Genomic DNA, 12757 nt, shown 5'->3' on the forward strand with positions numbered 1-12757 from the left:
TGCCCTTATCCCCGCCGCAGCTTCTTTGACAGCTTCTCCAGTCCGACCGCCTCGACCAGTGCCTTCCCGCCGGCCACCGTCCGGTTGAACCCGCCCAGCGCCGCCGTCGTCACGCGGTTCGTCAAACTTGGGCGCAGGAGCAACAAGTCCACACAGGGGACACCGCCGGTGGCGTATTGGCGTTTGTGTTGGCCATCTCCCTCCGTAAAGTCGAATCTGGCGAATTTTTGTTCCTCAAAGAGGTCGCGGAACGCTTCTACTTGCAACACCGCGCCGGGGGACAAGTCGTTGAACGCCGGATCGTGCCCGACATATTCATAGACCAGAGTCTCGCCATGCGCGGGGCAATAGAGATAGGCGGCGGGCTCGCCCTCAATGAACAACAGCCAGGCGCGGACATCGTCCGCCGCCGCCGCGCTCAGCATCCCCCGGATGAACTCCGGATTGGCGGGCAACCCCTCCCCCATCAGCTTTTCCTGATAGGTGCGCAGCGCGATGCGGCGGGCCAGATCGTGAAACGTCTCCAGCTCCGTCGGCGTGCGATAGCTGCGGATGTCGAGATCGCCGCCGGAAACCTGTGCGATCTTTTTCGCCTTGCGCCGCACGCCCTGTCGCGCATTGCTCGACAGGCCGCCCATATAGGCGTCGAACCCGCCGGTCAGGTCGGCATAGTATCGCGTATATTTCTGGCGGACGAAGCCGATCATCCGGCCCGAGGCATAGACCATCGCCTCCAGCCGATCCTCGGGCAGCGAGGTCACGACATAGCCATGCGCGTCGCGCGGCAAGGGCGGAAGCACGGGCAAGCGGCCCTCGCGTGCCTCGTCGAGGCTGAGCGGCACGCGGACCATGTCGCGCTGCACCGCCATCAACGTCCGCGCCCCGATGCGGAAGTTGAGCGGGGTGGGACGCGCGGTCGCGGTCATGCGGCGCGTTCCGACACGAGGTTGGACCAGAGCTGCTGCGCCTGACGCATCCGGGTGCGGATCAGGCTGGGGCCGAGCGGGGCGTCGTCCTGATCGAGCGGGAGATGGGTGAGGTCGGCAAAATGCACCGTCTCCATGCCGCCGCGCCGCTCCGCGAGCATCGCACACAGCGCGTCGAAGCGGGCGACATGCACCGCATTGGGGCGGGTGCCGGACCGGTTGGCAAGCTCGAACCCGTGGCTGACGATGGTCACCGCCGCATGCCCCGCCGCCACCGCATGGTCGAGCGCATCGCGCATCTCGGCGGTCGACAGCGCGCAGATCTGGAAATGCCGGAGATGGCCGCGCACATCCTCGATCAAGGTCACCGGCACTTCGATCACGCCGCGATGCTCGACCGGGGCAATCTGACGCGGCGCGAGGCCGATCGCGCTGGGCCAGGGATGTTCGGAGCCGTTATGGCTGCTGTCGTAACGGATGCCGAGTTCAGCAAGGGCGGCGAGCGTGTCGTCGCTGGCGCTGTAGCTGCCCGATCGGAAGGCAATCGGGCGCGGTGCCCCAGCGGCGACGAGCAGGTCGGACGCGGCGCGGATCAGCTCCCGCTGCTCGGTCAGATTATAGTCGATCAGTTCGAACGACGCGGCGGCACTGCGATCCTCGTCGCACGCAGCGGCCCAATTGGGATGGAGGTGCAGCTGAACCTCCTGCCCCGCGTCAAGAATCGCCTCGACCACGCGGCGGATCGGATCGAGGCCATGCGCCACTGCGGGCATCGGATCGACGAAGAAGGTGGCTTTGAGGCCATGCTCCGCAAAGCGGCGCAGCTGATAGCCAATGCCGACCCCGGCCGGCTCCAGCGACCGCTCCGCAATCTCCGCCAGCGACAGCCCGGCGGCATGGTGCCGCCACATCAGCTCGGTATCGACCGTCAGGAAAACGCGCGTGGGCATGGCCGGTGTCTAGCGGACGGGGGTGAAGAAATCGCAAAATGTGGGCGGGGTTGGTGAACGACCGCGTTCACCATGCTGACAATTCTGACAAGATGTCCGTATGTGAGGGGCGCCGCCGGACACTTCCGCGTGATGCGGGCGTGCGGGGGTGGCAGGGTGCTGGGCATGGCGGGAGTGTAGTGGCTGTGGGGCTTGTAGGACAGCCCCTGGAGGTGACGCTGCGTTCGGACCCGTGCTTCTGCAATGCGGTGAAGCGGTCAGTTAGTGCCAAGCAGCTCAATTGCCCTCGGCGTCTACCATGAATACCACCGGTTTCCCCCGCGTGGTCGGTTCCCATCCCGCCGACAGCGCGGCGCGGACGCACCGCGAAATCGTGGCGTCGTCGAGCTGGAGGCGACCGGGCGGCAACCCCTTCATCAGCCGCTTGGGCGGGGGAAATTCCACCAGCGCCTCGCGCCTGGCATCACGCTGTTGCAGGGAGATCGTCATGCCTCTCCAACCCTCGTCATCGGACAGATGCGGTTCGCGCTGAAGGTGCCAATCGTAGAGAATACCGTCGACCTGGACGGCACCGCCTTTGCTTTGAGACTTTGACATATCCGCGCCTCTAGCATGACCGATCTTGCAAGGCCTAGCTGAACGTCTAGGCAAGGTTTGCCAGTGGCACGCAAGACCGACGATGCAGTTCGACGCGCACATCCATCGTGTCGGGATCGGCTTCCCCGGTCAGTAGTGCGTAAACAGGGCAAAGCGGCAGGGTTTTGGATTTTCAATGAATTATCGCCATTCCTTCCACGCCGGCAACAGCGCCGATGTGGTGAAGCACAGCCTGCTGATCGCCCTTGTCCGGGCATTGCAGCAAAAACCGGGCGCGTTGACCCTGATCGACACCCATGCCGGCTGCGGGCTCTACGACCTGGGCGGCGAGCAGGCGCAGCGCACCGGCGAGGCTGCACAGGGGGTTTTTCGCGTCTTTGCCGATGCGAACCCTTTGCTGGACGATTATCGCGCTGCCGTGCGGGCGGTGAATGTCGGCGCGGAGCCGCGCCTTTATCCCGGATCGCCACAGGTCCTGGCGCAGCTGCTGCGCCCGCAGGACGCGCTGATCCTCAACGAAAAGCATCCCGAGGATGCGTACGCCCTGCGCGGCGCGATGCGCGGTACGCCCGCCGCCGTGCACGAACGCGATGCCTATGAGCTGTGGCTGGCGATGCTGCCGACCCGCACGGCGCGCGGCGTGGTGGTAGTCGATCCGCCGTACGAGCAGACCGACGAGCGCGCCCGGATCACCGCCACCCTCGCTGCCGCGCACCGCAAATGGGCGCATGGCGTGACGGTGATCTGGTATCCGCTGAAGGACCGCGCGACGCATCAGCAGTGGAAGAACAAGCTGCGCAACCTGAACATCCCGAAATTCCTGGTCGTCGAGCATTGGCTGTACGATGCCGACCAGCCCAGCATCTACAACGGCGCGGGCCTGTTCATCGTCAATCCGCCCTATGCCTTTACGCAGGAACTGCCGCCGCTGCTGGAGGCGCTCCGTGCCACGCTCGCACCGGCGGGGCATCGGGGCATGATCACTGCGAACTGGTTGGACAATTGAAGATGCGCCCGGTCCCGGCCCTGCGTCACGCCGCGTCACCGCGCATGATAGAAATCATAGACTTGCTGCGCCACCGCCGCGCTCACCCCGGGCGCTTTCTGTAGATCCTCCAGGCTCGCGCCGCGCACCGCCTTGGCCGTGCCGAAATGCATCAGCAGCGCCTTCTTGCGCGCGGGGCCGATGCCGGGGACTTCGTCGAGCGGGCTGGCACCGATGGCCTTGGCACGCTTTGCCCGGTGCGCGCCGATGGCGAAGCGGTGGACTTCGTCGCGGAGTTTCTGAATGTGGAACAAGGCCGGCGCGTTGGTCGGGAGCATGCGTTCGCTGCCGTCCATCAGGTGGAAGACTTCGCGGCCTTCGCGGCCGTGGTGCGGGCCTTTGGCGACGCCGACCATGCAGACGTCCTCGATCCCCAGTTCCTCGAGCACGGCGCGGGCGGCGCTGAGCTGGCCCTTGCCGCCGTCGATCAGGACGAGGTCGGGCCACACGCCCTTGTCGCGGTCGGGGTCTTCCTCCTGCGCGCGGGCGAAGCGGCGGGTGAAGACTTCGCGCATCATCGCGAAATCGTCGTCGGTGGCGGCGCTCTTGATGTTGAACTTGCGATACTGGCCGGTGCGGAATCCCTCTGGCCCAGCGACGATCATCGCGCCGACGGCGTGGGCGCCCTGAATATGGCTGTTGTCATAGACTTCGATGCGGTCGGGCGGTTCGGGCAGGCCGAACAGGTCGGCGATATCGCGCAGGATCTTTGCCTGAGTGGTCGATTCGGCCATGCGGCGGTCGAGCGCCTCGATCGCGTTGCGCTTGGCCTGATCGAGCAGGCGGCGGCGGGTGCCGCGCTGCGGCATGCCGATCGCGACCTTGCGCCCGGCGCGTTCGGCGAGGGCTTCGGAGAGGAGCTTCAGGTCGTCGAGATTGCGGTCGACGAAGATGGTGCGCGGCGGGGGCACTTCCTCATAGAATTGCATGAGGAATTGGGTGAACACCTCATCCTCCGGCACATCGGCGGTGTGCGCGGGGAAGAAGGCGCGGTGGCCCCAATTCTGGCCGCCACGGATGAAGAAGGCCTGGATGCCGATCTGGCCCTGTTTGGCGGCCATGGCGAAGATGTCTGCGTCGCCGATCCCCTCCGCATTGATCGCCTGGCTGCCCTGGATGAAGGTGAGCGCCTTCAACCGGTCGCGCAGGATCGCGGCGAGCTCGAAGTCGAGATTTTCGGCGGCGGCCTGCATCTGCTCGCCGAGCTTGGCCTGAACCTTGGTCGACTTGCCCATCAGGAAGTCGCGGGAGTCGGCAACCAGCTCGGCATAGCCCGCCTTGTCGATGCGATCGACGCAGGGGGCCGAGCAGCGGCGGATCTGGTAGAGCAGGCACGGGCGGTCGCGGGTGTTGAAGAAGCTGTCGGTGCAGCTGCGCAGCAGGAAGAGTTTCTGGAGCGCGTTCAATGTCTTGCGCACCTGCCCCGCGCCGGCGAACGGGCCGAAATAGTCGCCCTTCGCCCGGCGCGCGCCGCGATGGAGCTGGACGCGGGGGAAGTCATGGTCGCCGCGCAGGAGGATGTAGGGGAACGACTTATCGTCGCGCAACAGGACGTTGTAGGGCGGGCGGAAGCGCTTGATCAGCTGCGCTTCGAGGAGGAGCGCCTCGGCCTCGTTATTGGTCGTCACCACGGTCATCGACCGCGTCTGGGCGATCATGCGGCGCAGCCGATTGAGAGCTTCGCGGGCTGGGTGTAGTTGGCGACGCGGTTCTTGAGCGCGCGGGCCTTGCCGACATAGAGCACGTCGCCGCGCGCATCCTGCATGCGATAGACGCCGGGGCGGGCGGGGGAGTGTTTTCAGGACATTGCGGATGGCCGCGACCCCGGCGTCGAGATCGGGGGTTTCCGACCCGCGCACGGCATAGGTGGCGGAGTCTTCGTTGAAGCGGTTGGGGGAATTGGGGTCGGACATCGAACGCCCGATCTAGGCATTGCGCGGGGGGCTAGGCCAGAGCACAATCCTTGTGTATTGCATCAGCAACACACATGGGAGGAACGATGCGAAAGATGCTAGCGGCGCTCGCGGGATTTGCGCTCGTCGTTGGGAGCGCGCAGGGGCAGGCGCGCGCGTGGGACCCCGCGCCTTGGCTCGCCGATGTCGCGCAGATGCGTGCGGCGTTCGAGACCAAATATGCGAACCGTGAATGGCTGGAGCAGGAGCGCGGCGTTGCCATCGCCCGCACGTTCGACCAGCTGGCGGCGCAGCTCCGGACCGCCGGAAGCGATGCGGAGGCGCGGGCGATTCTCGACCGCGCCATCCGGGGCATCGGCGATGGCCATGTCGCGCTGCGCTGGCCCCGCCCGCAGTCCGCTACTCCCGTTATGCCCGCCACGGCCCCGGCGCCGACCAGCGTGGCGTCGCTCTGCCAGTCGATCGGCTATGACGCGCGCAAGGGGCGGCCCGGTATCGCGTCTGCACTCCTCGGCTACCGCGCGCTGGTCGATAAGGGGGCGCTCGATGCGGGCGTCGTGGCGACGGCGGGTGAGACGGTGGGCGTGCTGCGCATCCCCGTATTCGATCCGCACGCCTTTCCTCAGCTATGCGCCGACGCCGTCGCCGCGCTGCAGCTGCCGATCGACAAGCCGTGCGATGATAGCTGCAAGAATGCGGTGATCACCCACGCCTATGCTGCGCTCACCCGCGACATGGCGACGCGATTGGGCCAGCTACAGGCTGTGGGAGCGACGTCTTTGCTGGTCGACCTGACCGGGAATGGCGGGGGCAGCGAATGGGCGGAGGCCGCCGCGCGCATGGTCACGGCGAAGCGGCTTACTTCGGCCCCGGTCGGGTTCGTGCGCGGTCCGCACTGGGCAGGGACCTGGGGGAGGCTGGCCGAGCTGCTGCACGGCTGGGCCAGGACCGCCCCCGAAGCGGAGCGGGCGAAGCTGCGCGCGCTGGCGGAGAAGGCGGATGCGGCGCGCGTGGCGGCGGAGACGCCCTGCGCTCCCGACACCGGCTGCCAATGGCTGGGTCGCGCTGGCTATGCGACCGGGCTGGTCGGCAGCGCGGAACCCGGCGAATGGCTGGGCAGCGAATGGGGCGCATGGGTGTTCAGCGCGGGCCAGCATGCCTATCAGGAGGGCGCGTGGCGCGGCCCGGTGATGGTGCTCGTCGATCAGGAGACCTGGTCCGCCGCCGAACAATTCACCGCGCTGTTACAGGACGCGCGCGTCGCGACGATCGTCGGTGCGCGGACCGGCGGCGCGGGATGCGGCTATACCTGGGGCGGCACGCCGACGACGCTCAATCACAGCGGCGCGACCTTGCTGCTGCCCGATTGCGCACGGTTCCGCGCCGATGGCAGCAATGAGGTGGCGGGCATCGTTCCTGACGTGACGATCGGTTGGCGCGCGACCGACAGCGTGGCATTTCGGTCCCGCCTGCTCAATGCCGCACTGCCCGCCGCCGTGGCGCGCGCGCAAGCGCTGCATGGCGACCGCTGAGCGAGGGAATTGCACGGGGCGGCCCATCTGTTAGCGTGTCCGCCATCTGATTTCGGGGGATCCTTCATGCGCCTGCTCACCGCCCTGCTCGCAACTTCGCTGCTCGCCACGCCATCACTGGCCGAGCCCGATTTCGCCCCGGCGGTGGAGGCGGATTATGCGGCGCATCTCGAAGCCTTGTTCATCGATTTCCACAAGAATCCCGAGCTGTCGTACAAGGAGACGCGCACCGCCGCGATCATGGCGAAGGAGCTGCGCGCGGTCGGTGGAATCGAGGTGACCGAGGGGGTCGGCGGGACCGGCGTCGTGGGCGTGATGAAGAACGGCACCGGTCCGACGATCCTGGTGCGCGCCGACATGGACGGGCTACCGCTCAAGGAGGATAGCGGGCTCGCCTATGCCTCGACGGTGACGCAGGAGGATATCGACGGCGTGGTGAAGCCGGTGATGCATGCGTGCGGGCATGACGTGCACATCACCTCGCTGATCGGCACCGCGCGGCAGCTGGCCAAGCTCAAGAGCCGGTGGAAGGGCACCGTCGTGTTCGTCATACAGCCCGCCGAGGAGCGGATCGGCGGCGCGCGCAAGATGATGGAGGACGGGCTCTACACCCGTTTCCCCAAGCCCGATTATGCGGTGGCGTTCCACGTCACCTCGGGCTTTCCGACCGGCAAGATCGGGCTGGAGCCGGGGATCAGCTCGTCATCGTCGGACAGCGTCGACATCACCATCCACGGCATCGGCACGCATGGTGCCGCGCCGCATATGGGGAAGGACCCGATCGTGATGGGGTCGCAGATCGTCATGGCGCTGCAGACGCTGGTGAGCCGCGAGATCGCGCCATTGAAGCCCGGCGTGGTCACCGTCGGATCGTTCCATTCGGGATTCAAGCACAACATCATCAGCGACAAGGCGGAGCTTCAACTGACCGTGCGGTCGGATGACGAAGACACGCGCAAGAAGCTGCTCGACGGCATCAAGCGCATCGCCGCCAATGTCGGGCGGATGAACGGTCTGCCCGAGGACAAATTGCCGGTGGTGCGCGTCGGGTTCAGATCGACCCCGGTGACGCTCAACGATCCGGCGCTGACGACGCGGGTGCGCGGCGCGTTCACCAAGGCGTTCGGCAAGGACATCCTGCGCACCGAACCGCGCGAGAGCATGGGCGCGGAGGATTTCGCGTACTTCATCGAGCAGAAACTGGGCGTGCCGGGGGCCTATTTCGTGGTCGGCGGGACACCGCAGGCCGAGCTGGACGCGGCCAAGCGCGGCGAGAAGACGCTGCCCGCGCACCATTCGCCCTTCTTCAAGGTCGAGGCGAAGCCGGCGGTGACGCTGGGGACGACCGCGATGACCGTGGCGGTGCTGGATTTGTTGGGGAAGTGAGGCATTACCCGTCACCCCGGGCTTGACCCGGGGCCCAGCTTCTTCGACCGGCAAAGGCAGCGGGGCCCCGGGTCAAGCCCGGGGTGACGACAGGCACAGAAAAAGGGCGCCGGTCTTTCGACCGACGCCCTTTTTCTTCACCCGGAACCCGCCGCTCAGTTGAGCCGCGAGAGACCCGCGATCGTCTGGTCGACCAGTGCCTTGTCGGCGCTCGCATCGTGCTTCTGCGCGATGATCGCACCGGCCGCCTTGGTCGCGGCCTCGGCGGCCGTGGCGCGCACCTGGTCGAGCGCGAGGCGCTCGGCCGCGGCGATCTTGTCCTCGGCCATCTTGGTGCGGCGACGGATCAGGTCCTCGGCATCGGACTTGGCCTTGACCAGCAGCGCCTGTGCCTCCTCATCGGCATGGGCGACCATGGCGGCGGCCTCCTGCTCGACATTGGTGAGCTTGCGCGCATATTCGTCGCGCAGCGCTTCGGCCTCGGCGCGGAGCTGGTTCGCTTCGTCAAGCCGGGTGCGGATCGCCGCAATCTGCTTGTCGAGCATGCCGCCGATCGCCGACGGCACCTTCTTCCACACCACGATCAGCAGCAGGCCCAGCATGGCGAGGCCGACCCACATGGTCGCGTCGATGCCGAACACCGCCGGCGCCGCGTGATGGACCTCAGCCGGAGCCGCGGTTCCCGTGGTCACTGTTGCTTCCTCAGCCATTGAGCGCCGCCTTCACTGCCTGTCCGGCCTCCGCAGCCGTGACGCTGACGCCCGAGATGCGGGCGACGATGTCGCGCGCAGCGTCGGTCGCGACCGCTTCGATCTCACCGGCTGCGGCGGCGCTGGCCTCCGCGATCCGGGTTTCGGCCGCGGTGACGCGACCTTCGATCTCGGCATTGGCCGATGCGAGCGCGGCGTCGGTCTGCGCCTGCCCCTCGGCACGCGCCTCGGCCAGGCGCTTGCGCGCCGCATCACGCGCCGCATTTTCCTGCGCACGCCACGTCTCTTCGGCCTGGTCCGCCGCCGTGCGCGCCGCTTCCGCAGCCGCAAGGTCGTCGGCCACCGACTTGTCGCGCGCATCCATCGTGCCGGAGACCTTGGGCAAAATGCCCAGGCCGACGATCACGAAGGTGAGCCCGAAGGTCAGCAGCAGCCAGAAGATCTGCGACGCATAGGTCGCTGCGACTTGTTCGATCTGGGGCATTGGTCCGTCCTCTGGTCCGTCGTCAAATCCGCCCCGCGTGGATCACGCAGGGCGGCAGAGACATCAGGCGACGAAGATCAGCAGCACCGCCACGACGAACGCGAGCAGGCCGAGAAGCTCGGCAGCCGCGAAGCCGATGAACATGTTGCCCTGCTGGCTGGCAGCCGCGCCCGGATTGCGCAGCGCGCCCTGAAGGAACGCCGCGAACACGTTGCCCACGCCCATCGCCGCGAGGCCCGCACCGATCGCCGCGAGACCGGCGCCGAGCAGCTTGAATGCATCTGCTTCCATTGAAATCACTCCTTAGAAAAATCAGTCGTTGGTTGGAAAAAACTCAGTGATGATCGTGCAGGTGCACCGCGTCGTTGATGTACAGCGACGTGAGCAGCGCGAACACATAGGCTTGGACGCCCGCGACCAGAATCTCGAGCGCCGACACGCCGAGCATCAGCGCGAAGCTGGGGATGCCCACCAGCGCGCCCCAGCCCAGGCCGGCATTGGTCGAATTGATGATGAAGCCCGCCAGCACCTTGAGCAGGATGTGGCCCGCGGTCATCGCGACGAAGAGTCGCAGCGCCAGGCTGAACGGGCGGACCATGAACGAGACGAACTCGATCGGCGCCACGAGGAACAGCACGGGCAGCGGCGTGCCCTTTGGCACGAACAGCGAGAAGAAACGGAAGCCATGCTTGCCCAGCCCGACGATCAGCACGATCGAGAAGCTGAGGATCGCGAGCACGCCGGTGACGGTGAAGTGGCTGGTCGCGGTGAACGGATGCACGCCGGGAATCGCGCCGAACGGCAGCAGGCCGATCACGTTGGCGAACAGGATGAACATGAACAGCGAGAAGACATAGGGCAGGAACTTGCGCCCCTCATGCCCGATATTCGCCTTGAGCAGATTGTCGATGAAGCCGGTAAAGCCCTCGACCGCCATCTGCCAGCGGCCCGGCACGACGTCGCGCTTCATGCCGCCCAGCATGAACACCCACAGCGCGACGGTCGCGAGGACCATCCATAGCGCGCTGTTGGTGAAGGCGATCGTCTGATTGCCCACGGTGAACATGTCGGCAATCGACGTCACCTCGAACTGGTGCATCGGATCGATCTTGCCTGCTTCTTCAGCCACGCCCGTTTCCCATGTAACGCAAGCGCCCGAAAGTCACTTCGAGCGCTGGTTCGAAATCCTGATGATGTTCCTGAACGCGCTGACGATGCCGAGGGCAAGCAGCGTGAGCAGGAGCCATGGCGAGGTTCCCAGGAACCGATCGAGTACCCACCCGATCAGCGCCCCCCGACCATTCCTCCGATCAGCTCGGCGAGGACGCGGTTGCCGAGGCGATAGTTACGATCGCCATCCTGCTGCCCCTCGCCCCGCCGATCCGCCTCTTCGGATTTGGCCCGCGCCAGCCGCTCGTTGAGCGAAGTGATGCGGGAATCCTCCTTGAGGGGGTCCAGTCCGGGCTCGTTCTCGGTCATTTCGCTTCCTCCGCCAGTCATATTCCAGGGCGAAACGCATGGGCCGAGCGGCGAGCCCGCCAAGGCACGCGCGCTTTAGAAAGGGGGGGTCGCCGAGTCAACCGCGGTGCAACATTGTTGCAACCGACAGATCAATCCGTCCCTGCCAGGGGGAGGGTTTTTGCGCCCCTTTCCCGCCCCCGCCTCTGCCGCTAGGCTCCCTTTATGGGGGACGGCGGCAGCGAGGCGATTACCGACGGGACCGGGCATCGCGCGCGGCTGCGGTCGCGGTTGCTGGCGGATCATGAAGCGCTGCTCGACCATGAACTGATCGAGTATCTGCTCGCTCTGGCGATTCCCCGGCGCGATACCAAGCCGCTGGCCAAGGCGCTGCTCCATCAGTTCGGCGGCATCGCCGGACTGTTGACCGCCGACGCGGAAGCGATCGCGCGGGTGCCGGGGATGGGCGAGACCTCGGTCGCGGCGCTCAAGATCGCGCATGCGGCAGCGTTGCGGCTCCTAAAGGGAGAGGTCGCGGCGCGGCCGATCTTGTCCAACTGGCAGGCGCTGCTGGATTATCTCCGCGCCGACATGGCGCATCATGCGATCGAGCGCGTGCGGGTACTGCATCTGAACAGCCGCAACATGCTGATCCGCGACGAATTGATGCAGGAAGGGTCGGTGGACGAGGCCCCGGTCTATGTCCGCGAAGTAATCCGCCGTGCGATCGATCTGGGATCGACCGCGATCATCCTGGTCCACAACCATCCCAGTGGCGACCCGAGCCCGAGCCGGGCGGATATCGAACTGACGCGCAATATTGTGGAGGCGGGGAAGCGGCTGGGCATTGCGGTGCATGACCATATCGTCATCGGCACCGCCGGGCATGTCAGCCTGCGCGCGCAGGGGGCTGATGTAGCGCTCGGCGCTGTCCGGCGACCTGATCTCCTGCGAGATCAGGGGTCCAGAGTTGCACCAGACATCCGCCTTGGCTCCGGGCTCCTGCCTGCGCAGGAGCCCGGATAAACGGCCGCCGGAGCGAACTCCGGCGGCCGGTGGACGGGCGCGATGCGGTACGCCCCTCCGAGGAGACACGGTTACGACGCCGCAGCAGGGGCAAGGAAGGCCTTCAGTTCGTCCTTGCTCACGCCGCCCGACTTGTCGGCATCCGCCGAGGCAAGCGCCTTGCCGAGCCATTCCTTGTCAGCCGCCGATTCGCCGGTGAACGCAGGCTCGGTCGCCGAACGCAGCGCAACCATCCAGGCACCGAATTCCTCCTGCTTCAGGCTGCCATCGGCATCCTTGTCATAGGTCGGGAAGCCCTGATCGACGATCTGCGCAATCTGCTCCGCATTGGCGGGCTGCTGCGCAGGCTGCTGAGCGGGCTGAGTCGCCTGTGCCTGCTCTGCGGCCTGAGGCTCCGGAGTCGGCGTGGGCGACGGAGTCGGCGTGGGAGTCGGCTCAGGCGTCGGCGTCGCTTCCGGAACCGGCTCAGCGTCGGGCTGTGGCGCGGGTGCCGGAACCTCTTGCGGAACAGGCTCGGTCGTCTCGCCCGGGGCCGGCTGTTCCTGAGTCGGCGGAGTCTGCGGGTCGGGCATGTCCTGGGCAAGTGCCGGGGCCGAGATCGCAACCGCACTGGCCAAAAGGATAGATTTCAACATGTCATTCTCCAGTCATCAGAAATGTTAATTCCGAAAACGCCGAACATTTAGTTCCAGCGAGTGTGACAAGAGAACGAGTTGCATATTTGTCACGT

12 protein-coding genes and 2 pseudogenes are annotated in these 12757 nt (G+C 66.3%); 4 read left to right on the forward strand and 10 right to left on the reverse strand.

From position 1 onward, the window contains the following. Positions 1-5: 5 nt before the first annotated feature. From LRS08_RS03470 to LRS08_RS03480, 3 genes are all read right to left on the reverse strand, one after another. The gene (locus LRS08_RS03470) at positions 6-926 is read right to left on the reverse strand and encodes a GNAT family N-acetyltransferase (protein WP_257844884.1); all 921 of its coding nucleotides are present in this window, start codon (positions 924-926) and stop codon (positions 6-8) included. After that, complete coding sequence (locus LRS08_RS03475) at positions 923-1876, reverse strand: polysaccharide deacetylase (RefSeq protein WP_257844883.1); 954 nt, start codon at positions 1874-1876, stop codon at positions 923-925. Before LRS08_RS03475 ends, LRS08_RS03470 begins: the two co-directional genes overlap by 4 nt. A gap of 276 nt (positions 1877-2152) precedes the next feature. Beyond that, the gene (locus tag LRS08_RS03480) at positions 2153-2473 is read right to left on the reverse strand and encodes a hypothetical protein (RefSeq protein ID WP_257844882.1); all 321 of its coding nucleotides are present in this window, start codon (positions 2471-2473) and stop codon (positions 2153-2155) included. Between the two features lie 175 nt (positions 2474-2648). Between LRS08_RS03480 and LRS08_RS03485 the strand changes: the two genes are divergently transcribed. Continuing rightward, the gene (locus tag LRS08_RS03485) at positions 2649-3479 is read left to right on the forward strand and encodes a 23S rRNA (adenine(2030)-N(6))-methyltransferase RlmJ (protein WP_257844881.1); all 831 of its coding nucleotides are present in this window, start codon (positions 2649-2651) and stop codon (positions 3477-3479) included. A gap of 35 nt (positions 3480-3514) precedes the next feature. Here the strand turns inward: LRS08_RS03485 and uvrC are convergent. Continuing rightward, positions 3515-5431: pseudogene (gene uvrC / locus LRS08_RS03490) on the reverse strand (excinuclease ABC subunit UvrC). Positions 5432-5517: 86 nt separating this feature from the next. Between uvrC and LRS08_RS03495 the strand changes: the two are divergent. Further along, positions 5518-6963 carry a S41 family peptidase gene (locus LRS08_RS03495; RefSeq protein WP_257844880.1) on the forward strand — a complete coding sequence of 482 codons (1446 nt, stop codon included), beginning with the start codon at positions 5518-5520 and terminating at the stop codon, positions 6961-6963. A 66-nt stretch (positions 6964-7029) separates the two neighbouring features. Further along, a complete protein-coding gene (locus tag LRS08_RS03500) occupies positions 7030-8349 on the forward strand; it encodes an amidohydrolase (protein WP_260481344.1) in 1320 nt (439 codons plus the stop codon). Positions 8350-8504: 155 nt separating this feature from the next. Here LRS08_RS03500 and LRS08_RS03505 read toward each other — a convergent pair whose 3' ends face one another. The 5 genes and pseudogenes from LRS08_RS03505 to LRS08_RS03525 all read right to left on the reverse strand — a co-directional run bounded on the left by LRS08_RS03505 (position 8505) and on the right by LRS08_RS03525 (position 11022). Then, positions 8505-9041, reverse strand: coding sequence for a hypothetical protein (locus LRS08_RS03505; protein ID WP_308223020.1), 537 nt, complete (start codon positions 9039-9041; stop codon positions 8505-8507). 10 nt (positions 9042-9051) lie between these two features. Further along, positions 9052-9543 carry an ATPase gene (locus tag LRS08_RS03510; RefSeq protein WP_257844877.1) on the reverse strand — a complete coding sequence of 164 codons (492 nt, stop codon included), beginning with the start codon at positions 9541-9543 and terminating at the stop codon, positions 9052-9054. 63 nt (positions 9544-9606) lie between these two features. Next, positions 9607-9834 carry a F0F1 ATP synthase subunit C gene (locus LRS08_RS03515; RefSeq protein ID WP_257844876.1) on the reverse strand — a complete coding sequence of 76 codons (228 nt, stop codon included), beginning with the start codon at positions 9832-9834 and terminating at the stop codon, positions 9607-9609. Between the two features lie 43 nt (positions 9835-9877). Continuing rightward, entirely contained in the window at positions 9878-10642 is a 765-nt protein-coding gene (locus LRS08_RS03520) for a F0F1 ATP synthase subunit A (RefSeq protein ID WP_257845508.1), read from the reverse strand. A gap of 63 nt (positions 10643-10705) precedes the next feature. After that, a pseudogene (locus tag LRS08_RS03525) lies at positions 10706-11022 on the reverse strand (AtpZ/AtpI family protein). 204 nt (positions 11023-11226) lie between these two features. Between LRS08_RS03525 and radC the strand changes: the two are divergent. After that, positions 11227-12027: a RadC family protein gene (gene radC, locus LRS08_RS03530; RefSeq protein ID WP_260481345.1), complete on the forward strand. Its 801-nt coding sequence runs from the start codon at positions 11227-11229 to the stop codon at positions 12025-12027. A gap of 71 nt (positions 12028-12098) precedes the next feature. On the opposite strand, the gene LRS08_RS03535 is transcribed toward radC, so the two are convergent. Beyond that, the gene (locus LRS08_RS03535) at positions 12099-12662 is read right to left on the reverse strand and encodes an EF-hand domain-containing protein (protein WP_257844875.1); all 564 of its coding nucleotides are present in this window, start codon (positions 12660-12662) and stop codon (positions 12099-12101) included. Between the last annotated feature and the right edge of the window lie 95 nt (positions 12663-12757).

Source organism: Sphingomonas sp. J315 (genome assembly GCF_024666595.1).
GTDB lineage: Bacteria > Pseudomonadota > Alphaproteobacteria > Sphingomonadales > Sphingomonadaceae > Sphingomonas.

What these genes read in the sequence shown, in the direction of transcription:
- LRS08_RS03470 (WP_257844884.1), bottom strand. Translation starts at nt 926, where the DNA reads ATGACCGCGACCGCGCGTCCCACCCCGCTCAACTTCCGCATCGGGGCG.
- LRS08_RS03475 (WP_257844883.1), bottom strand. Translation starts at nt 1,876, where the DNA reads ATGCCCACGCGCGTTTTCCTGACGGTCGATACCGAGCTGATGTGGCGG.
- LRS08_RS03480 (WP_257844882.1), bottom strand. Translation starts at nt 2,473, where the DNA reads ATGTCAAAGTCTCAAAGCAAAGGCGGTGCCGTCCAGGTCGACGGTATT.
- LRS08_RS03485 (WP_257844881.1), top strand. Translation starts at nt 2,649, where the DNA reads ATGAATTATCGCCATTCCTTCCACGCCGGCAACAGCGCCGATGTGGTG.
- LRS08_RS03495 (WP_257844880.1), top strand. Translation starts at nt 5,518, where the DNA reads ATGCGAAAGATGCTAGCGGCGCTCGCGGGATTTGCGCTCGTCGTTGGG.
- LRS08_RS03500 (WP_260481344.1), top strand. Translation starts at nt 7,030, where the DNA reads ATGCGCCTGCTCACCGCCCTGCTCGCAACTTCGCTGCTCGCCACGCCA.
- LRS08_RS03510 (WP_257844877.1), bottom strand. Translation starts at nt 9,543, where the DNA reads ATGCCCCAGATCGAACAAGTCGCAGCGACCTATGCGTCGCAGATCTTC.
- LRS08_RS03515 (WP_257844876.1), bottom strand. Translation starts at nt 9,834, where the DNA reads ATGGAAGCAGATGCATTCAAGCTGCTCGGCGCCGGTCTCGCGGCGATC.
- LRS08_RS03520 (WP_257845508.1), bottom strand. Translation starts at nt 10,642, where the DNA reads ATGCACCAGTTCGAGGTGACGTCGATTGCCGACATGTTCACCGTGGGC.
- radC (WP_260481345.1), top strand. Translation starts at nt 11,227, where the DNA reads ATGGGGGACGGCGGCAGCGAGGCGATTACCGACGGGACCGGGCATCGC.
- LRS08_RS03535 (WP_257844875.1), bottom strand. Translation starts at nt 12,662, where the DNA reads ATGTTGAAATCTATCCTTTTGGCCAGTGCGGTTGCGATCTCGGCCCCG.